The sequence below is a fragment of the Pedococcus bigeumensis genome (assembly GCF_006438965.1).
GTDB lineage: Bacteria > Actinomycetota > Actinomycetes > Actinomycetales > Dermatophilaceae > Pedococcus > Pedococcus bigeumensis_A.
Window position 1 is genome coordinate 267,112 of the sequence record NZ_RCZM01000006.1, and the last position, 18,517, is coordinate 285,628.

An 18,517-nucleotide genomic window follows, 5' to 3' on the forward strand; every position below is an offset into this window, starting at 1 on the left:
GCTGAGTAGGCGACAGGCCATCGACTTGAGGGCCTGAGCAAGGCGGTGAGAACCGCCCCTCTTAAGGAGCTAGCGATGAGCGCAAACCTGTCGCCAGCCAAGGCTGGCCACACGCAACAGTCCGCCTCTCGAATCACGGCTGGGATAACTGGTCGTCAAACGAGTAGGACCTGGACCCAGGGTCTTCGTCGCCGAGCCATCGTGCTCGTCATGGCGATGGCCACCATCCTCGGCATCACCACAGTCGCGGCGTCTCCAGCGTCCGCCTCCGCATATTCCTGCACCGGTTACGGCTACGGATACTCGTGGGGATACCCCTCCCAGTTCTGCGGCCAGACGATCGGCTCCGGAACGTACGTCCAGACAGCTGGCGCGGGATTTTCCGCACCAATCGCCTGGGCCGGCTGGCTCTCGAACACGAGGGTTCGCGCCGAGTTCTACAACAACGCGGGTCAGCTCTACTGGTCGGCCACATCCAGCCAGCAGAACGGCGGCTCGGCTGTCGGGGCCTGGAAGTGGTACCTGTACCGCTACATGCAGAGCGGTTACGTCAAGTACACCCTCCTCTCCAACGGCGCCGACATCGCCTCGGTGTACCAGCGGATCGGCTAGCTAGCGCTAAACCGACATGGAGCGGAGGTCAATTTGACCTCCGCTCCATGCGCGTGGGACGGCGACGCCTTATCCCGCCAACGCCGCCGAGCCTCAGGCCCGAGCCGTTTCGCCACTCCCTTCGGATCGCGTGGAGTGATTCCAACTAGGTCGGACAAAGAGTTGACTCCACACATGCACTACTGCATAGTCAGTGCTATGCAGTAGTGCATAAGGCGCTCTGCCGAACATGGAGGAAGCAACCATGGCCATCGCAAAGCGGTTCAAGATCTCCCACGACGAGGTGTTCCCCCATGGGGCCTTCATCGTTTCGCCCGTGACCTCCGTGTCGGACTTCGACCGGTCGACGCGGGAGAACAAGGTGCAGCAGGTCGACATCGACACGGGTCTGCCGATCTGGCAGGTCGACGTGCTGGACCTGGACCCCGACGCATCGAAGAGTGCCCGGACCGTCACTGTGAAGTTCCTGGCGAAGGTCCAGCCGGTGCCGCCGGCCAACGAAAGCGGGGGACCGATCACGCCCGTGATCTTCCACGGCCTGTCCGCCCTCCCCTACGTCGAGAAGGTCAACGAAGACTTCTCGCGCATCGCTTGGTCCTACCGCGCGGACGCAATGGGGCCGGTGAAGTCCGGATCCAGCAGCCAGCAGAGTCCGACCAAGGCTGCCTGACGTGCGCCCCATCGACATGGTTGCGTGGGCAGAAGCCCTGGGCGTTGGGGAACTTGAACTGCCGTGGGCACTCTCCTCACGGGTCCGCCTCGTGGAGGAGCTTCACGCAGAACTGACGAAGTTGCGCGTGGGCCTCTCCGACGCTCCCGACGAAGGGATGCTCGCTTCGATCAGCTCCGCCAGTCGTGCCCTAGGTGCGGCCGGAGACAGGCTGACCGACGCGCTCTCCGATCTGAGAAGGGAGAGGTGAGATGCGCGCCGGGCAGGCAAGGCAGTGGTCCAACGCGGTCGGCGTCGCACCCGATGAGGTACACCGGCGGCTTCAGTCGCTGTGGCGGGAGCAGGAGGATCTCTACGGTCGGCAGTCCAGGCTGAGGGATCAGCTCCACAGCTGCCCCGATCGAGACCTCGACGAACACCTCCTTCAGGTCGAACGTCACATGGGCGAGGCCGCGACGCTCATCGGCAACGCGGTGGCGAGTGTCGCGGGCGCGGGTTTCTGACATGGACCGCTCCCCCGCTCGTCCGATGTTCGACAGTGACGATCCTCTGTCGATCGTTCTCGAGGGAATCGTCCGACTCGGCTGGGCGCTCGTTCGCGCCATCGGCGCCATCCTGCTCGCAGCTGCCCGAAACCCAGTGCCGGCGATCATCGTCGTGGGGCTCGCAATCGAGGGATACGTCCTGGGATCGCGATTCCTCATCTGGACGGCAATCGGAGTCCTGCTGGCGCTGATCACGTGGCGACTCGCGGCACCGAGCTCATTCGCTAACACTGCGCACCCGCGACTCGCCTCGATCGCCGCCGCACCTTGGTACCGCTCAAGATGGGCCAAGGCTGCGTCACGCAACGGACTGGTCGCCTCTGACCACCAGTTCAACGGCCGCCGCGCAGAGCAGTCTCGGCTGCCGAGGATCCGGCGGGTCCGCGTCACGAGGGCGGGAGTGCACACCTTGCAGCTCAGCCTCCCCGCTGGGCTCACCCCCTCGCACGTGGCCGCACAGTGCGATGGCCTCGCGCATGCCCTTAAGTGTCGGGAAGCAAGAGTCGTTGAGGACCGCCCGGGCCGGGTCTTCCTCGAGTTGCACCGCCGGGATGTGCTTGCACCGGTGATCCGTCCTTCACCACCAAAGGGGCAGGTCGACCTGGCGGCAGTCCCAGTAGGTCGACACGAGGACGGGGAGGTCTGGTACATGCGCTTGCTCGGCACCCATGTACTTGTCGCGGGGGCAACGGGCGCCGGTAAGGGATCCGTACTTTGGTCCCTCCTCAACGGCGCAGCCCCTGCGATCGCGTCCGGGTCATTGGAAGTCTGGGCCATCGACCCCAAGGGCGGCATGGAACTGCGTCCTGGACTCCCTCTGTTCGCGCGTTTCGAAGACGGCAGCGCCGAGCAGATGTGTCTGACACTGGAGCACCTCGTGACCCTCAAGGACGTCCGGGCGAGGGAGTTGGCGGAGCTGGGGGCACGCACCCACGCTGCGACTCCGGCATCGCCCCACATTCTCCTCGTCGTCGACGAGCTGGCCACATTGACGGCCTTCGCTGAGCGCACCATCGTTCGACGCATCGAGCAGGCGCTCGGACTTCTCCTCACGCAAGGCCGAGCCTGCGGCATCACGGTGCTGGCAGCTGTCCAAGATCCCGGCAAGGACGTCGTCGTCTGGCGGGACCTGTTCCCCACCCGGATTGCCATGCGCTTGGACAACCCGATTCAGGTCGACATGGTCCTAGGAGAGGGCGCTCGAGACCTCGGTGCAACCGCCGATCACATCAGCGAGCTGACTCCGGGAGTCGCCTACGTGCGGGTGGAGGGAACCCGTACCCAACGGCGGGTGCGCGCGTCGTACCTGACCGACGCGGACATCGCTGAACTCGCCGTCAGGTCGCCCAGACCTACACCTGTTCGGCTGGCTGCCGCGGCGGCTGTCGAGGGAGGAGAAGTCGCATGAGTCGAACGCCGAGATCAAACCCCGATGTTGGTTACGGACGCCCCATGCCGTGGATCGACCTGGGCCGAGAGTTCTCAGTCCGTGAGCTCGACGCGAGTCGCTGGCAGCCGCAGGGATCTTGCGCCGACAGTTCCTCGTGGCTGTGGTTCGAGGACGCCAACAGCCCCAAGACGCGTCGCGCCGAAACGATCTGCAAGACGTGTCCCGTCCGGCGCACCTGCCTCGCCGCGGCTCTTGTCTATGCCGAGGAGTTCGGAGTGTGGGGAGGGGTCCCCGCGTGCAAGCGCCGGCCCTTGCTGGTCAGGCTTGCCTCTGGGGAACTTCTAGGGACCGTCCTTGACGACGCACTCGAGCAGCAGGATCCCAAGGTTGCCTGATGGGACGCGATCTGGCGCCACGCCGTGGCCGGGAACGGTTTCCCGGTCACGGTGATGGCGCTGGACTCGAGCTCGGCGAGCTGTCAGCAGCCGAGGAACGGCACATTGTCCGCCGGCTGACGAACGGGACCTTCGATCAATGGGCGACCACCGCGGCGCGGGTCGGCTACTGCACCAACCCGATACGAGTTCGCGGGAGCAGCACTACGTTCGCTCGAGACACCGGTCAACCCCTTCAGACCTACAGCACCCTTGACGAGGCGTTCGGGGTGCTCCACCTCCGTTGCGGCAACCGCCGTGCCGACGTATGCCCCTCCTGCTCGCGCGTCTACGCAGCCGACACCTTCCACTTCATCCGCTGCGGACTCACTGGTGGCAAAGGAGTTCCGGACACGGTCGCCGAGAACCCTCTCGTCTTCGCCACGCTGACCGCACCATCATTCGGCAGCGTCCACGGCGTGAGGGGCGGCTCACGGCGGTGCCACCCTCGGTCAGGGACCAAGTCAAGGTGCCCGCACGGTCGCTCAATGTCCTGCATGCTGCGGCACGCGCCGACTGACCCCGGCCTCGGCCAGCCCCTGTGCTGGGAGTGCTACGACTACGCCTCCCACGTGGTCTGGCAGTGGTGGGCTCCAGAGCTGTGGCGACGGTTCACGATCACCCTGCGACGGCTCATCGCCAAGACGTTGGGGGTCAAGCCGCGTGACCTGAACGAGCACGCAACGCTCCAGTACGCCAAGGTCGCCGAATTCCAGCTGCGTGGGATCGTCCACTTCCACGCCCTCGTACGCCTCGATGGGCCCAAGTGCGACGCCGGCTTTGCTCCGAGCCCGCCCTCCATCGACCCGGCACTGTTGGCCCGGCTCGTCGAGGAAGCGGCCCGAGCCGTGAGCTTCACCGCTCCATCAGCCTTGGACGACAACCTCGAGCGAGGTCTGCGCTTCGGATCCCAGGTCGACGCACGAGGCGTCCGAACCAGCAGACGTACGGACGACCCGGAAAGGGCTCTGCAACCCGAGCAGGTGGCCGGTTACCTGGCCAAGTACGCCACCAAGTCGGCCACGGAGAGCGCCGACGGCGGCAACCACCCCCACCTCCAGCGAATCCAAGCCGTTGCGGCCGCCATCGCTGACTGCGCGCAGAGCACCGCACACCTCTCGGACCTGGACGAGCACGACGTTGCCTACGAGCGGATGGCCAACTGGGTCCACATGTTGGGGTTCCGCGGACACTTCGCAACCAAGTCCCACCGCTACTCCATCACCCTCGGAGCACTCCGCAGAGCCCGGCGTCGCGCACAGACCCTCATCGCCCTTGCTCGCCGCGAAGGCAGGCGAATCGACCTGGCTGGGCTCGAGGCCGAGCTCATGGCCGACGACGAGGACGAAACCACGCTCGTCATCGGAGATTGGCGCTTCGCCGGCATGGGGTGGGAAACAGCGGGTGACGCCGCCCTGGCTAAGGCAGCTGCAGCTCGAGCACGCGAGTACGCGCAATGGAAGTCCCAACAACGGCGGAGTACACGACCAAGGAGGAGCAATGTGCATGCGACATGACCCGCTGTGGACCGTCGACGATGTATCGCGGTATCTCGGCGTTCCAGTGCAAACCTTGTACGACTGGCGGCTCAAGGGGACTGGACCGCCGGTGTTCAAGGTCGGCCGTCATCTTCGCTACCGCGAGAGCGCCGTCATGGAGTGGCTCGAGCGTCACACCGCGGTGGCGTGACGTGGCCCGGCGAGAGCTCGAGGTGGGAGCGTGGGGCGAGGTGTCGATCCAACGCGTGAAAGGTGGGCCCAGCCCCGTAGTCGCGCGTGCACGGTTTCGCGGGTTCGATGGCAAGGTCCGAAAGGTTGAGCGGTGGGGGCCGAGTCCTCGCGGCGCCCGACAGGCTCTGGTGGCCGAGCTCGAGGAACGGAAGCGTCGCGGATCTGGCGGTCAGCTCACTGGTGCATCGACCCTCTCTGAGGCAGCCGAGGTCTGGCTCAGCCGCATCCAGCGGTTGGCTGGCCTAGGACAACGATCGCCGGGCACCGTGGAGACATACCGACGTCAGCTCGAAGGTCATGTGCTCCCTCGGATCGGTGGCCTGAGGCTTCGGGAACTCACAACGCCCGTCGTGGATCGTTTCGTGCTCGACGTCTACCAGGACGTCGGCGCCGCTACCGCACGCACCTGCCGATCGATCGTGTCAGGCGCCCTGAGCCTCGCGGTCCGCCAAGGCGCGATCGCAGCAAACCCAGCGCGCGAGCTGGAGCGTCTCGAGGGGACACGGGCCAAGGAACCCCGAGCACTCACCAGCGAAGAGCAGGCGAAGTGGTTTATGGGCATGACCGGGGATGATGTTGCCGTCCGCCAGGACTTGGTGGACTTTTCGGCATTCCTGCTGGCCACCGGCTTGAGGATCGGTGAAGCCCTGGCGGTGCTTTGGACCGAAGTCGACCTGGACACCGGTGCCCTGACGGTGACGTCGACCTTGATTCGGGTGACTGGACAGGGTCTGCTGCGCAAGACGACAAAGTCAAAGGCAGGTCAGCGCGCCCTCTTGCTGCCGACCTGGTGCGTGGCGATGTTGCGGCGCAGGTCCGAGGTCGGCGTCGCTCCGGACGAACCGATCTTCGCCACCGTTGATGGCCGCTACCGCGATCCCCGGAACGTGTCGCGGCAATTGGCTGACGCCCGCGATCGACTCGGCTTCGGGTGGGTCACCTCGCACACGTGGCGTAAGACCATGGCGACCATCCTCGACGGCGGAGGTGCCTCACCACGCATGATCGCCGACCAGCTCGGACACTCCCGGGTGTCGATGTCTCTCGACTTCTATCTCGGGCGCAGATCGGTCGACCCGCGAGTCCTTGCCGCACTGGAAGCCGTCGATCCACACCGCTTCACCCTTGAAAGCGGTGGGCAAAGTGGTGGGTCGGTTGCCCAAGGCGAGGGAGCCTGAGGAAAACATGCTGGTCAGAGAGCCGACGAGGGGACTTGAACCCCTAACCCCTTGTTTACAAGACAAGTGCGCTGCCAATTGCGCCACGCCGGCGTGCCTGCCGCAGCAGACGGCGACGATGGTACCGGCGCGGTGGCGAGGGCCGAGAATCCTGGACCACCCGGCATACCCGGTCGTCGGTATCTCGATTGCCACGGGCACGCGCGTAGGCAAGCCTCGTCGCATGTCGACCCCCGATCCAGTGCCCGATCCGTACGCCAACATGCGCTGGAACACACCGCTCTCGGAGGAGCACGCGACCCTGCTCCTGGACCGCCTCGACGCCTCGCACGGGCGGACCTGGCTCGACCTCGGGTGTGGATGGGGCGAGCTGTTGGTCCGTGCTGTCTCCGCCGGCCCTGCCGACGCGACCGGCCGTGGGGTAGACCTCGACGAACGGCTGCTGGAGCGCGGTCGCTCGCAGGCCGTCGAAGGCGGTCTGGCGGACCGGGTGACGTTCGACGCGGGTTCCGCCGCTGAGGTCGAGACGGGAGCCGACAGGGTGCTCTGCATCGGGTCGTCCCACACGCTCGGCGGGACCAGGCAGATGCTCTATACGCTCCGGGACCGGGTGTCACCGGGCGGTCGGGTCCTGGTCGGCGACGCGTGCTGGGAGAGGCCACCGAACGCCGAGGCACTGGAGATCTTCGGTGACGAGGTCCTGTCGCTGGTCGAGGTCGTCGAGCACGCCCGGCTGGCGGGCTGGCGCGTCCTGCACCTCAGCACCGCGGACCAACGGGAGTGGGACGACTTCGAGTCGACCTGGCGAGCGGCGCGCCAGGAGTGGTTGCTGGCCAAGCCGCATCACGACGACGCGGCCGGGGTCCGTGACCAGCTCGACACCCAACTGCGTGACTACGTCGGGAGCTATCGAGGCGTGCTCGGGTTCGCCTACCTGGTCCTCGCACGCTGAGCGTTGCCTCGCAACGCACGGTGGCCCGGCCCCGACTTGTTGCCCACAGCCCGTCACGAAACGTCGCTCAGGCGTCTTCGTGACCAGCAGATCGCAACAAGTCGGGGGGAGCCGGCACTCGTTGCCGCGTGCACGTCACCAACCACCGGATTCGGCGGTCCGTGACCACCGGAGAGCAACATGTCGTGGAGGGGCCGTCCGTCCCGTAACGCACGGCGGCCCGGCACCAACCAGGTGCCGGGCCGCCGTCGTGCGGAGAGGGTTTCGCGCTGCGAAGGACTCAGCGGGCGTTGAGGTAGCTCTGCAGGGAACGCACCGTGGCGCGGTCGAGCGAGTGCGACCCGTTCTTCCTGGCGCCGATCTTGGCCTGCAGGGCGCGGATGGTCTTCGGCCCGATCACCCCGTCGGGAGCGGAACCGACCTTGCGCTGCAACGCCTTGACGTCGGAGCGCGAGAGCGTGCCGTTGACCGAACCGCCGACCCAACGCTCGATGGCCGCGTTGGTCTTGGGTCCGCGGATCCCGTCGACCGTGAGCCTGCCGGCGGAGACCGGAGCCTTGCGGGTGGTGGATCGCGACACCTCCGTCGAGGTCGAGCCGGCGTTGACGGCCCCGCCGTTGGCGCGGGTCAGTCCGGCGCGGGCGCCGCAGGTCGGCCAGGCGCCCGGCCCCTGCGAGGCGAGGACCTTCTGGGCGATCGTGATCTGCTGGGCCTTGCTGGCGCGGTTGGCGGTCGCGGCATACCGCTCGCCACCGAAGCCGTCCCACGTGCGGTCGGAGAACTGCAGACCGCCGTAGTAGCCGTTGCCAGTGTTGATCGACCAGTTGCCACCGCTCTCGCAGGCGGCGACTCGGTCCCACACGGTCGAGGCAGAGGCGGAGGTCGCGGTCGCCATGCCTCCCGCGACGGTGGCGACGCCGGCCACGGCGACGCCGGTGACGCGACGGCGGACGGGGTTCACCTTCCGGGCAGAGTGCTTCGGGGCGTAGAACATGACGGGGGGAGTCCTCTCCTGACCGGCGCCTGCGGGGTGAGCTGTCGGGTTCGGGCTGTCAGGTGCCCGGCCGGCCGGAGCCGACTTCACCCCAAGGCCACCGTGATGGCCGCGTTGGGTCCCCCGCCCTCGTCTGCCCGGAGATCTTCCGGCGAAACATCCACCTGACGAGGCTCGGCGCGGTGGACGTGCATGGCTGTTTGGGTATGCCGTGTGGAGTTGTGATTGCGCGTTTGCGCAGGTGGTCCACCGTAGAGGTCTCCGAGGGCAGCGACAAGCAAGTCGGACAAATTGACGGGAGACCGCCGCGTCCGTCCACCCCGTGAGCGGTTACCTCAACGACACCTCAGCGGCACGTCAGCGGCGCCGGGCCCGCCGCTTCTGCACCATCCGGTGGTCGAACGGCGCTGCCACGAACTCTCCCAGCACGCTGCCGGCGGCGATCGCCAGCAGCACCGCCATCGCCCCCAGGAGGGTGGTCAGCCCGCCCTGGAGCGAGAGCGTCCCGGAGTCCGCCGACGACCCGTTCACCATCTCGTACAGCCCACGGAAGATGGCCAGACCCGGGAGCAGCCCATACGACGCGGGCACCACGACCACCATGGCCGGGGCGCCCATCCGCAGGGCGAGCAGCCGACCCGCGCACCCCAGGACGATGGCCGCCATCCCGGCCGCGGCCAGTTGACCGAGCCCGTCGACACGGGACACCGCCAGCGAGACACCCACCCCGACGGCGCACAGCACCCCGCACGGCAGGACCAGCTTCCGGCGGCTGCGGAGCGAGACGGCTCCTGCCACGCCGACGACGAACGCCCCCACCACGGCCAGCAGCACCGGGGCGTTGAGGGCCTGCGTGGACACGATCGAGGGTGACGCCAGCCGCAGGTCGAAGGCAGTGGTGAGTGAGAGGGTCAGGGACAGCCCCGTCGCAACTCCCAGGATGATCCCGGCGGTCGTCAGGAACACCGCGAACATCCGTCCGGCGCCCGTCACCGAGTAGCCCGAGATCGCGTCCTCGAACGCTGAGGCGACCGTCCGGCCGGGGAGCAGGACGGTGATCCCGCCCGCCACGATGAACGCGAAGTCGGACGACGAGACAGGCAGCCAGCCTGCGGCGCCCAGGCTGAACGCACCCCACGCGAGCGCCGTCGCCAGGAAGCCGCCGATGGCGCACTGGTAGAAGTCCGGCAAGCCGCCGCGCCCGAGGGCCCGCGCGGCATACCCGACCAGGAGAGCCGAGAACCCCGCGACGAGGGCGGCAACCGGTCCGGCCCCGAGCATCACCGCGATGGCCGCCGCGAGCAGGCCGAGCGAGCCACGCACCATCCACTTGGGCCAGAATCGCGGCGCCCGCCGGATCTCACGCAGCTGGGTAGCGGCGCTCTCGAGGTCGTACGAGCCGGCGACGAGGTTCTCCACGAACTCGTGGACCGCGGTCAGCCGGTCGAAGTCGCGGGTCGAGGACCGCACCACCCGCAACATCGTGATCGGCACCCCCGAACCGGTCGAGCACTGGATCAGGAGCGACTGCAGGGTGATGTCGACCTCGAGGTTGTCCAGCCCGGCAGCCGCGGCCACCGCCACCACGGACGACTCAACCTGCGGGGCGCCGGCGCCACACCGCAGCATCAGCTCGCCCACCCGTAGCGCCAGGTCCAGGGACGCCCTTGCCTCACGCTCCTCGGCGGCAGCGTGACGCACCCGGGGGTTGCGGTACGGCGTGTGTCGCAGGCTCTCGATCATCGGCAGCGTCTCGGTGAGCTCCTCGCCCCGCCAGATCCGGCTCTGGCTGAGCACCGGGCGGCGCTTGACGGGACGCCGCGCCGGCTTTCCGTCGCCTACGTCGCCGCGGTCGCTGCCATCGGTGTCGGCTACGCCAGGCGACTGGCCACCAGTGCCCGTGGGGCGACTCCCGGAGCTGCTGCCTGTGCCCTCGGTCATCAGGTGAGGCTCATGCCGGGCAGCAGCGCCGACGGTGCCTGGGTGGGCCACCAGTCCGGGATGCCGGCGTTCTGCAGGCTCCACCCGACCAGGGCGGCGGCGGCGAGCAGGGCCAGCACGACCAGCACCTGGCTGGCTCGCTGCCCGGGGCTGACGCCGCGGATGATGCTGCGGGTGCCGCGGCGCAGGCCCGACCCGCCGGGTCCCCACCACGCCATCAGGGCCGCGATGAGCGCGCCGACGGCCAGCGGCGGCGCTGTGTTCGGGTGTGGCGAGCCGCCGCTGATCGCGACGGTGGCCAGGGCGGTGCTGAACGCCGCACAGATCCCGACGAGCAGCGGCAGGATCGCGCTGACGACCGTTGCGAGGGCGCCCACGACCAGGTGCCACGGGCTGGCGACGACGGCCAGGGGCATGTCGGACCGTCGGCGGCCCCGGTTGTGCCGGCGCAGCACGAGCGAGGTCACCGAGCGGTCTGCGGTGCGTGCCGCCCACGACCACAGCACCGCGACGGCGGCGGCCACCACGGGGAAGCCTGCTGCCGCGGCGACGACGACGGCGAGCAGCGCTAGCAGGGTGCCGGTGCGTGGCGGACGTCCGATGCGGGGGTCGGGCTCGCCGGCGTCGCCCTCCCAGGCGGCCTCCCAGTCGGACACCTCGCCTTCGGGCTCGTCCCAGGGGACGAGGTCCTGTTCGGGTTCGCGCTCCCAGGCCGGCTCGGGCGTCCATTCGGCTTCGGGAGGCAGCGCCACGGGGGCGACTGGCGGCCGCTCCCAGCGGGCGGTCTGCCGGTGCTCCAACACCTGGGTATGCCGCGGCGGCGTCGAGAGCGCCTCGGTCACCGGTTGCCCGGTGGCGTAGCGCTCGAGCGCGTCGACAACCTCGTCGGCGTCGGGACGCTGGCGCGGCACGGGAGACAACGCGGCATACAAGAGGGGGGCGAGGCGCGGGTCGACCCCGGTGAGGTCGGCCTCGCCGCGGCTGACCCGGGAGAGCACGACGTCCATCGGTCCGCGGCCGAACGGCGGCGCGCCGCTCGCGGCGTACGCCAGGGTCGCCGCCCAGCCCCACCAGTCGGTGGCCTCGGTGACCGGCGCGCCCTCGACGACCTCGGGCGAGAGGTAGCCGGGCGTACCCATGACCAACCCGGTCATGGTGATGCGGACGTCGTCAGCCATGTGGGCGATGCCGAAGTCGATCAGCACCGGGTCGCCGTCGAGGAGCAGCACGTTGCCGGGCTTGAGGTCACGGTGGATGACGTCGGCGTCATGGATGGCATAGAGGGCGTCGGCGAGGCCACGGCCCAGCCGCAGCAGCTCGCCGCCACGGATCGGGCCGGACTCCTTGACCACGTCGTCGAGGGCGGGACCGGGGACGTAGCGGGTCACGAGGTAGGGCCGGTCGCCGTCGAGGTCGGCGTCGATCACGGCAGCGACGCGGTGGTCATCGATCCGGCGCAGGACCTGGACCTCGCGGGCCAGCCGGGTCCGAGCGTCGCGGTCGTGCGCGATGTGCGGGCGCAGCACCTTGAGCGCCACCGCCCGGCCGCTGGGGTCCAGCGCCAGGTGGACGACGCCCATGCCACCCTCACCGAGCTGCTGGATGAGCCGGTACGGGCCGATCCGGAGGCCGTCGGGCGCGGAGCCGGACCGGCGGTCGGGGGACAGGTCAGGGTCGCGGTCGGACGCGCCGTAGCCGCGGTCGTTCCCCTCCATGGCCTCCGTCGTCGTCATGCACCAAAGGTACGCGAGGGACCCCTGTGAAACGGGTGAGGTTACTGCTGGATGTACCCAACAAGTTGGTCACGCTCGGACTGCAGCTCGTCGATCCGGTGCTTGACGATGTCGCCGATGCTGACGATGGCGTGCAGCTTGCCGTCGACCACCACGGGCACGTGCCGGATGCGCAGGTCGGTCATGGTGCGAGCCAGCTCCTCGATCGGCACGTCCAGCTCACAGGTCTTGACCTCGGCCGTCATGATCGTGCTGACCGGCGCGAGGAGCACGGCGGCACCGTCCCGCTGCAAGTGGCGCACGACGTCCCGCTCGCTGACGATCCCGTTGACGCTCTGGCCGTCGTCGCTCACGACGAGGGCACCGATGCGGTGCTCGGCGAGCAGGTCGAGGAGCCGTTCCACGGTGTCCTCGGAGCGGACGGTGACCACTTGGCCACCCTTGCGACGCACGACATCCGAGATCCTCATGGGTCAGACGGTAGACCGCTGGGGGTGCCACCGCTAGGGCAAGTCCAGCCACGCGGCATACCCGCCGCACCCGTGCCACCCAGGTTTGCGCGGTGTGCCGTGGGGGTACCCCTCGACCCGGGTGCCATGCGTCGCAGGGGCAGCCCGACCCGGGGTGCGATACGCCGCGGGGGGCAGCCGCGACATAGGGTTGCCACTGGAACAACACCGTGGAGTTGATTTTCTGTGCCTCGCAGCCAGCAGCAGTTTGACCTGGTCATCGCCGCCAACCGACTGCCCGTCGACCGGGTCGTGGACGCCGACGGAGAGGTGTCGTGGCGGACCAGCCCCGGCGGGCTCGTGACCGCCATGGAGTCGGTCATGCGCGGCCGCGAAGGTGCCTGGGTGGGCTGGGCCGGCGAGGCCGGTGAGGCGCCCGCACCGTTCGTCGAGGACGACATGTACCTCCGTCCGGTGCCGCTCTCGGAGGACGAGGTCGCGCACTACTACGAGGGTTTCAGCAACGACACGCTCTGGCCGATCTACCACGACGTCATCGTCCCCGCGACGTTCCACCGGTACTGGTTCACCGCCTACGAGAAGGTGAACCGCCGGTTCGCCGAGGCGGTCTGCGAGGTCGCGGCCAAGGGTGCGACCGTCTGGGTGCACGACTACCAGCTCCAGCTCGTCCCGGCGATGGTGCGCGAGCTGCGGCCGGATGTGCGGATCGGCTGGTTCGACCACATCCCGTTCCCGCCCGTCGAGCTGTTCGCCCAGCTGCCGTGGCGACGGGCCGTGCTCGAGGGACTGCTGGGAGCCGACTACCTGGGGTTCCAGCGGGTGGCCGACGCCCAGAACTTCGTGCGCGCCTGCCGACAGCTGCTCGGGCTGCCCACCAAGGGCGACACGGTCTCGGTGTCGCGCGCGGAGGACAGCCGCCGGGTGCGCGCCAGCGCCGTCCCGATCTCCATCGACTACGTCGGGCTCGAGGCGGTGGCCAAGCTGCCCGAGACACTGCAGCGCGCCAAGGAGATCCGCGAGTCGCTCGGCAACCCCCGCACCCTGCTGCTCGGCGTCGACCGGCTCGACTACACCAAGGGGATCGGCCACCGGATCAAGGCGTACGGCGAGCTCCTCGAGGAGGGCCAGGTCTCCCCGCCCAACGAGGTCTTCGTCCAGGTTGCCACCCCGAGCCGGGAACGCGTCGAGGCCTACCGGGCGCTGCGGCAGGAGATCGAGGGCGAGGTCGGTCGCCTCAACGGCGAGCACAGCCACATCGGCGCACCAGCGGTCCAGTACCTCCACCACTCGTATCCGCGGGAAGAGATGGCCGCGCTCTTCCTCGCTGCGGACGTCGTCCTCGTGACCCCGCTGCGCGACGGCATGAACCTCGTCGCCAAGGAGTACGTCACCTGCCGCTACGACGAGGGCGGCGCGCTGGTGCTGTCCGAGTTCACCGGTGCGTTCCACGAGCTGCACCAGGCATTCGTCTGCAACCCGCACGACATCGAAGGCCTCAAGCAGACGATCATGCGGGCCATCGAGACTCCGGACAAAGAGAAGAAGCGGCTGATGCGGGCCATGCGTCGCCGCGTCGCCGACCACGACGTGCAGCGCTGGGCGTCCCGCTTCCTCGAAGCCCTCGAGGTCGCCCCGGACCGACCGCAGCGCACGACCAAGGAGCAGAAGGCCGACGACGAGCACGCCTCTGCCGACCGCCGGGCGCGCTACCTGCACCAAGCCGCCCCCGAGGACTCCCAGTCGTGACGCTGCCATCCGAGCTGGTGGCGGCAATCGACGAGTTCGCCTCTGCACCAACGGTGCTCGTGGCATCGGACTTCGACGGGGTGCTCGCGCCCCTCGTCCTCGACCCGATGGAGTCACGGCCACTGCCGGGCACCATCGAGAGCCTGGAGGGCCTCGCGGCCCTTCCGTCGACGTATGCCGCAGTGGTGTCCGGGCGCGACCTCGAGACGTTGACGAAGCTCACCGGACTGGCCGGCAGCGACGTCACCCGCATCGGCAGCCATGGTGGCGAGTCGAGCGCAGCGGGCGCGGCGGTCCCTCTCACGGACGACCAGCGAGCCGATCTCGACGCGCTGACCGAGGAACTGGGCGAGGTCGTCGCGGCGCACCCCGGCGCCGGACTTGAGCACAAGCCGGCCGCGGTCGTGGTGCACACCCGCCGGATGGCCGACGAGTCTGCTGCTCGTGACGCGGAAGCCGCGGCGCTCGAGGTGACCGAGCCGCATACCGGCCTGCACGTGCTGCACGGCAAGCACGTGGTGGAGGTGAGCGTGGTGCGCGCCGACAAGGGCAGCGCCCTGGTGGCGCTGCGCGACGAGGTGGGGGGCGACGCGGTCGCCTACTTCGGTGACGACGTGACCGACGAGGACGCGTTCCGGGCGCTGGGGCCGGACGACGTGACGGTCAAGGTAGGGCCGGGCGAGACGGCTGCCCGGTTCCGGGTCGAGTCGGTGGAGGACGCTGCGGAGGCCCTGCGGCTGCTGCTCGAACGGCGCTCCGGGCGGTAGTTGCTGACTCCGGCGCGTCTTCGCGCGTCGGCGCCTGTGGATGACGACGGGCCGTTTCTTTCTTCCCCCCTTTGCGTAGACCTTCCTGTTATTCGGGACAGCCGGGGAGGGGAGTTCGGGCGTGCTTCGACGTCATGGGTATGCCGCGTGCGGCCTGGTCGCGCTGCTCGGCTTGGCCGGGTGCACGGGTGGGGGTGACGACCCACCGGCGACCGGTTCGACGACGTCTGCGGGTCGGCGACGAGCTCACCGTCGACCGGTTCGACGCCCACGACGCCGTCGGGCTCCACGACCGCGACCGTGGACATCCCGGCAGCGGCACGCGCGCACACCGAGGCGGGAGCCGAAGCTTTCGTCAAGTATTTCGTCGAACAGTCAAACGTGGCCCGGACCAAACCCCCAGGCCGGACTGCTGCCGCCACTGAGCGATCCAGGCTGCATCGCCGGCAAGGGCCTGGAGGGGACAGCTTCTGAGCTTGCCGCAAAGAAGCAACGGTACGTCTCGGACCCGATCACTCAGATTCAGACGACAGCTGTCAGCGGCGGCAACGGCGGCCAACAGGTGGTCCGACTCAACGCGAAACAGAATCAGGTCAAGGTCGTGGACTCCGCCGGCGCCGAGGTACGCACGGACCCGGCCATGGACATCGCGCGGACCGTGTTGCTCACATGGGGGAATGAACAGTGGCGAGTTTTCGACGCGCAGTAGCTGGAATCTGCACGGTGTTGGCCCTCGTGCTCATCGCGCAGGTCGCCTGGGCTGCTGACGGGTGGGGCAGCAAGTTCACAGGCGGGGGATCCCGAATGTCACTCCTTGACCGCAAGGAGTTGCAAGACATCAAGGCGGAGGCTGCCGCCGAGACGGCCGCCAAGGCGCCACCCAAGTACGAATACGCGTCGGTCGCCAACTGTGGGACCAACACCCCTGACTCGACGAACCCGGACGATCTGTGCACGGCCGCGGCCCTCTACTGCGCGGGCAACACGGCGGAGCAGGGGCTCGGACCCAGCGTGAGGCTGTTCCGTCGGGCCATCGCCCCAACCGGTCGGGCGACCGGGCCCTGGGTGCAGTACGGAATCACCTGCTTCCCCGAGGACGCCCCCGGCGCCCGTCCAACCGTCACGATGGCGATGGTGATTGCGGCCTTCCACGACACCGCGTTCGCCAAGCCCACGCTGGAGGTCCAGCCGAAGGGCAACGTGACCCTCGTGACGCTGCCGACCTACTTCGAGACTCGATGGCCGCGGGCAGGATTCGAGCCCGGTGAGATCGACCAGGTCGACCCAGCGCGCACGGCCGGCTTCCGCGTGGAGATCCGACCCAAAGCCAAGACCATCACCTACGCCTACGGCGACGGCACTTCCAGCGGTCCGACGACCTCCCTGGGCGGCCCGTACCCGGAAGGCGACATCACGAAGGCCTACCCCCGAACTGGTGACTTCACGGTCCGGGCCGACGCCACCTACACCGGCCAGTTCCGCGTGAACGGCGGCGAGTGGATCGACATCCCGGGCGACGTCACGATCCAGGGCACCCCCGAGGCGCTTCACGTCAAGACCGCGAAGGCCCGGCTGGTCACCCACTGACCACCGCGGCCAACTCGCAGCCATGACCACCGCGGCCAACTCGCAGCCATGACCAACCGCTGACAGCTCGGCGGCAGCCACCCGCGACTGCGTCGACTCCGCGTCCGGTTCCCCTGCCCGGCGCGGCTTGCTCTGCCCGGCTCCAGGTTGCCCCGGCCTGCAGCCCGCACCGCCCACCCTCTCGCGGCCCTAGTTTCTCGACGCGTGGAAGTGCTCTTCTTGTGGACGCGTGCTGCCGTAACGGCGCCGTGGTTGCGCGATATCGCATCACGGACCACACCCGTTGCAGCTTGTCCACAGGTGTCGAATTGCGTTGGGATGCAACCGATCTCGCGCCAGCGGGAGTGAGTTGGACTGTCAGTGGTCGGGTCTAACGTGGTCGTCATGGCAATCAGTCCCGACACCACCCCCCGAACGGGCGGCGACCCCAGCGGTCACCGCGGCCGACCGGTGCAGGGCGGGGTCTCGGCGGCGGTTGCGGCGCTGGCTGGCTGTGAGCCGGGCCGGGCCTGGGCGCTGAGCGACACCGAGGTCGCGGCGGCGATGAGCGCGCTGGGCGACCTCGCGGTCAGTGTCGACGCGCACCTGGTGGCGGTGCTGGCCGAGGCGAAACGGCGCAGCCTGGGCAGCGGGGACGGCTGGGGGCCGGTGGACTGGGCGCATGCGATGGCGCCACTGATCCCATTGCGGGACCTGCACGACCTGGACGCCGTCGCCGCCACCGCCGCTTCCGACGACCTGCGGCTGGCCGGCGTGGTCGAGGCGGTCGCCGCCGGCACGGACGCCGATGACGCCGACCCGGGGCGGGGTGAGGTGTTGCCGGTGGGCAAGGCCGCCCAGATCGTCCGGTTCCACCAGAGCATCCGCGGGCTGGCCGACCCGGCCGAGCTGGAGCAGGTCACCGGTGTGTTGCTGCAGTCCGCGCGCGGACTCGACGGCCTGGGCGAGAAGGGGCTCGCGGCCGCGGTCCGGCACGCCGGACAGGTGATGCGCCCGGACCGGTTGGTCGAGCACGACGCCGACCTCCGACGGGCGCACCGGTCACTGGTCAAAGGCCCGGGCCCGCTCGGGCTGAGCCGCTACACCCTGATCCTGGACGAAGAGGGCGCCGCGATCCTCGACACCGCCGTCGACGCACTGGCCAAACCGCGACCCGACGCCAACACCGGCGCCGACACCAGCGCGCACGACCCGCGCACCGCCCAAGCACGTCGGGCGGACGCCCTCCTGGACCTGGTCAGCCGGGCCGTGGCCGCCCCAGAAGGTGTGCCGCGACAAGCCAAGACCAGCCTGGTCGTGACCATCGGGCTGGAGGTGTTGCAGGGACGCTGCCGCGGGGCCGGCCTCACCATGGCCGGAGACATCCTGACCACCGACACCGTCCGCCGGATGGCGTGCGACGCCCAGCTCATCCCGGTCGTGCTGGGCACCAACGGTGAGATCCTCGACCAGGGCATGGGCCGGCGGCTCTTCGACCGAGCCCAGATCCGCCACCTGTGGCTACGCGACGGGCACTGCACCTTCCCCGGCTGCTCCAAACCAGCCGCCTGGACCGACGCCCACCACCTGGTCCACTGGCTCGACGGCGGACCCACCGACATCAACAACGCCGCCCTGCTCTGCCGCGCCCACCACACCGTCGTGCACCGCGAGCGCTACACCGGAGCCGTCATCGAAGGCCCCCACGGCCCACAGGTGCACTGGGACCTCACCTACGGCTCCTACGACACCCACCTCGCCCAGCTCCCCCCACCACCATGACCCCACC

At 69.0% G+C, this 18,517-nt stretch carries 18 protein-coding genes, 1 tRNA gene and 1 riboswitch; of the genes, 14 read left to right on the plus strand and 5 right to left on the minus strand.

Going from position 1 to position 18,517, the window contains the following annotated elements; all coding sequences use genetic code 11:
- Positions 1 to 210: 210 nt before the first annotated feature.
- The 9 genes from EAH86_RS17665 to EAH86_RS17705 all read left to right on the plus strand — a co-directional run bounded on the left by EAH86_RS17665 (position 211) and on the right by EAH86_RS17705 (position 6,559).
- Complete coding sequence (locus EAH86_RS17665; protein WP_140743176.1) at positions 211 to 612, plus strand: hypothetical protein; 402 nt, start codon at positions 211 to 213, stop codon at positions 610 to 612.
- A 244-nt stretch (positions 613 to 856) separates the two neighbouring features.
- The gene (locus tag EAH86_RS17670) at positions 857 to 1,282 is read left to right on the plus strand and encodes a plasmid replication, integration and excision activator (RefSeq protein ID WP_140743178.1); all 426 of its coding nucleotides are present in this window, start codon (positions 857 to 859) and stop codon (positions 1,280 to 1,282) included.
- A gap of 1 nt (position 1,283) precedes the next feature.
- Positions 1,284 to 1,532 carry a hypothetical protein gene (locus EAH86_RS17675; RefSeq protein WP_140743180.1) on the plus strand — a complete coding sequence of 83 codons (249 nt, stop codon included), beginning with the start codon at positions 1,284 to 1,286 and terminating at the stop codon, positions 1,530 to 1,532.
- A 1-nt stretch (position 1,533) separates the two neighbouring features.
- A complete protein-coding gene (locus EAH86_RS17680) occupies positions 1,534 to 1,785 on the plus strand; it encodes a hypothetical protein (RefSeq protein ID WP_140743182.1) in 252 nt (83 codons plus the stop codon).
- A gap of 691 nt (positions 1,786 to 2,476) precedes the next feature.
- On the plus strand, positions 2,477 to 3,235 hold the full coding sequence (locus tag EAH86_RS20325) for an FtsK/SpoIIIE domain-containing protein (RefSeq protein WP_161988694.1): 759 nt from the start codon (positions 2,477 to 2,479) through the stop codon (positions 3,233 to 3,235).
- 44 nt (positions 3,236 to 3,279) lie between these two features.
- Entirely contained in the window at positions 3,280 to 3,612 is a 333-nt protein-coding gene (locus tag EAH86_RS17690; protein ID WP_161988695.1) for a WhiB family transcriptional regulator, read from the plus strand.
- Entirely contained in the window at positions 3,612 to 5,168 is a 1,557-nt protein-coding gene (locus EAH86_RS17695; RefSeq protein WP_338325258.1) for a replication initiator, read from the plus strand. The genes EAH86_RS17690 and EAH86_RS17695 overlap by 1 nt, the downstream gene beginning before the upstream one ends.
- Positions 5,158 to 5,340: a helix-turn-helix domain-containing protein gene (locus EAH86_RS17700; protein ID WP_056922324.1), complete on the plus strand. Its 183-nt coding sequence runs from the start codon at positions 5,158 to 5,160 to the stop codon at positions 5,338 to 5,340. The genes EAH86_RS17695 and EAH86_RS17700 overlap by 11 nt, the downstream gene beginning before the upstream one ends.
- Before the next feature lie 169 nt (positions 5,341 to 5,509).
- The gene (locus EAH86_RS17705; protein ID WP_425325233.1) at positions 5,510 to 6,559 is read left to right on the plus strand and encodes a tyrosine-type recombinase/integrase; all 1,050 of its coding nucleotides are present in this window, start codon (positions 5,510 to 5,512) and stop codon (positions 6,557 to 6,559) included.
- A gap of 20 nt (positions 6,560 to 6,579) precedes the next feature.
- Here the strand turns inward: EAH86_RS17705 and EAH86_RS17710 are convergent.
- A tRNA-Thr gene (locus EAH86_RS17710) sits at positions 6,580 to 6,652 on the minus strand.
- Between the two features lie 130 nt (positions 6,653 to 6,782).
- On the opposite strand from EAH86_RS17710, the gene EAH86_RS17715 reads away from it, so the two are divergent.
- On the plus strand, positions 6,783 to 7,511 hold the full coding sequence (locus EAH86_RS17715) for an SAM-dependent methyltransferase (RefSeq protein ID WP_206665875.1): 729 nt from the start codon (positions 6,783 to 6,785) through the stop codon (positions 7,509 to 7,511).
- A 280-nt stretch (positions 7,512 to 7,791) separates the two neighbouring features.
- Here the strand turns inward: EAH86_RS17715 and EAH86_RS17720 are convergent, their stop codons facing one another.
- From EAH86_RS17720 to EAH86_RS17735, 4 genes are all read right to left on the minus strand, one after another.
- The gene (locus EAH86_RS17720; protein ID WP_140743192.1) at positions 7,792 to 8,505 is read right to left on the minus strand and encodes a transglycosylase family protein; all 714 of its coding nucleotides are present in this window, start codon (positions 8,503 to 8,505) and stop codon (positions 7,792 to 7,794) included.
- A gap of 11 nt (positions 8,506 to 8,516) precedes the next feature.
- Positions 8,517 to 8,669, minus strand: a riboswitch (cyclic di-AMP (ydaO/yuaA leader).
- 193 nt (positions 8,670 to 8,862) lie between these two features.
- The gene (locus tag EAH86_RS17725; RefSeq protein WP_140743194.1) at positions 8,863 to 10,446 is read right to left on the minus strand and encodes a threonine/serine ThrE exporter family protein; all 1,584 of its coding nucleotides are present in this window, start codon (positions 10,444 to 10,446) and stop codon (positions 8,863 to 8,865) included.
- On the minus strand, positions 10,446 to 12,179 hold the full coding sequence (locus tag EAH86_RS20690; RefSeq protein ID WP_206665876.1) for a serine/threonine-protein kinase: 1,734 nt from the start codon (positions 12,177 to 12,179) through the stop codon (positions 10,446 to 10,448). The genes EAH86_RS17725 and EAH86_RS20690 overlap by 1 nt, the downstream gene beginning before the upstream one ends.
- A 41-nt stretch (positions 12,180 to 12,220) precedes the next feature.
- Positions 12,221 to 12,649 (minus strand): CBS domain-containing protein, encoded by a 429-nt coding sequence (locus tag EAH86_RS17735; RefSeq protein WP_140743196.1) that lies wholly within the window; start codon positions 12,647 to 12,649, stop codon positions 12,221 to 12,223.
- Positions 12,650 to 12,874: 225 nt separating this feature from the next.
- Between EAH86_RS17735 and EAH86_RS20330 the strand changes: the two genes are divergently transcribed.
- The 4 genes from EAH86_RS20330 (at position 12,875) to EAH86_RS17750 (ending at position 18,510) form a co-directional block, all read left to right on the plus strand.
- A complete protein-coding gene (locus tag EAH86_RS20330) occupies positions 12,875 to 14,395 on the plus strand; it encodes an alpha,alpha-trehalose-phosphate synthase (UDP-forming) (RefSeq protein ID WP_161988697.1) in 1,521 nt (506 codons plus the stop codon).
- Positions 14,392 to 15,162 (plus strand): trehalose-phosphatase, encoded by a 771-nt coding sequence (gene otsB / locus EAH86_RS20335; protein WP_161988698.1) that lies wholly within the window; start codon positions 14,392 to 14,394, stop codon positions 15,160 to 15,162. Before EAH86_RS20330 ends, otsB begins: the two co-directional genes overlap by 4 nt.
- 804 nt (positions 15,163 to 15,966) lie before the next feature.
- Positions 15,967 to 16,749: a hypothetical protein gene (locus tag EAH86_RS17745; protein WP_140743200.1), complete on the plus strand. Its 783-nt coding sequence runs from the start codon at positions 15,967 to 15,969 to the stop codon at positions 16,747 to 16,749.
- Positions 16,750 to 17,133: 384 nt separating this feature from the next.
- Entirely contained in the window at positions 17,134 to 18,510 is a 1,377-nt protein-coding gene (locus EAH86_RS17750; protein ID WP_140743202.1) for an HNH endonuclease signature motif containing protein, read from the plus strand.
- The last annotated feature ends 7 nt before the right edge of the window (positions 18,511 to 18,517 follow it).

What these genes read in the sequence shown, in the direction of transcription:
- EAH86_RS17745 (WP_140743200.1), top strand. Translation starts at nt 15,967, where the DNA reads ATGTCACTCCTTGACCGCAAGGAGTTGCAAGACATCAAGGCGGAGGCT.
- EAH86_RS20690 (WP_206665876.1), bottom strand. Translation starts at nt 12,179, where the DNA reads ATGACGACGACGGAGGCCATGGAGGGGAACGACCGCGGCTACGGCGCG.
- EAH86_RS17735 (WP_140743196.1), bottom strand. Translation starts at nt 12,649, where the DNA reads ATGAGGATCTCGGATGTCGTGCGTCGCAAGGGTGGCCAAGTGGTCACC.
- EAH86_RS17690 (WP_161988695.1), top strand. Translation starts at nt 3,280, where the DNA reads ATGCCGTGGATCGACCTGGGCCGAGAGTTCTCAGTCCGTGAGCTCGAC.
- EAH86_RS17680 (WP_140743182.1), top strand. Translation starts at nt 1,534, where the DNA reads ATGCGCGCCGGGCAGGCAAGGCAGTGGTCCAACGCGGTCGGCGTCGCA.
- EAH86_RS17750 (WP_140743202.1), top strand. Translation starts at nt 17,134, where the DNA reads ATGGCAATCAGTCCCGACACCACCCCCCGAACGGGCGGCGACCCCAGC.
- EAH86_RS17725 (WP_140743194.1), bottom strand. Translation starts at nt 10,446, where the DNA reads ATGACCGAGGGCACAGGCAGCAGCTCCGGGAGTCGCCCCACGGGCACT.
- EAH86_RS17695 (WP_338325258.1), top strand. Translation starts at nt 3,612, where the DNA reads ATGGGACGCGATCTGGCGCCACGCCGTGGCCGGGAACGGTTTCCCGGT.
- EAH86_RS17665 (WP_140743176.1), top strand. Translation starts at nt 211, where the DNA reads ATGGCGATGGCCACCATCCTCGGCATCACCACAGTCGCGGCGTCTCCA.
- EAH86_RS17700 (WP_056922324.1), top strand. Translation starts at nt 5,158, where the DNA reads ATGCGACATGACCCGCTGTGGACCGTCGACGATGTATCGCGGTATCTC.
- EAH86_RS17670 (WP_140743178.1), top strand. Translation starts at nt 857, where the DNA reads ATGGCCATCGCAAAGCGGTTCAAGATCTCCCACGACGAGGTGTTCCCC.
- EAH86_RS17720 (WP_140743192.1), bottom strand. Translation starts at nt 8,505, where the DNA reads ATGTTCTACGCCCCGAAGCACTCTGCCCGGAAGGTGAACCCCGTCCGC.
- EAH86_RS17715 (WP_206665875.1), top strand. Translation starts at nt 6,783, where the DNA reads ATGTCGACCCCCGATCCAGTGCCCGATCCGTACGCCAACATGCGCTGG.
- EAH86_RS20325 (WP_161988694.1), top strand. Translation starts at nt 2,477, where the DNA reads ATGCGCTTGCTCGGCACCCATGTACTTGTCGCGGGGGCAACGGGCGCC.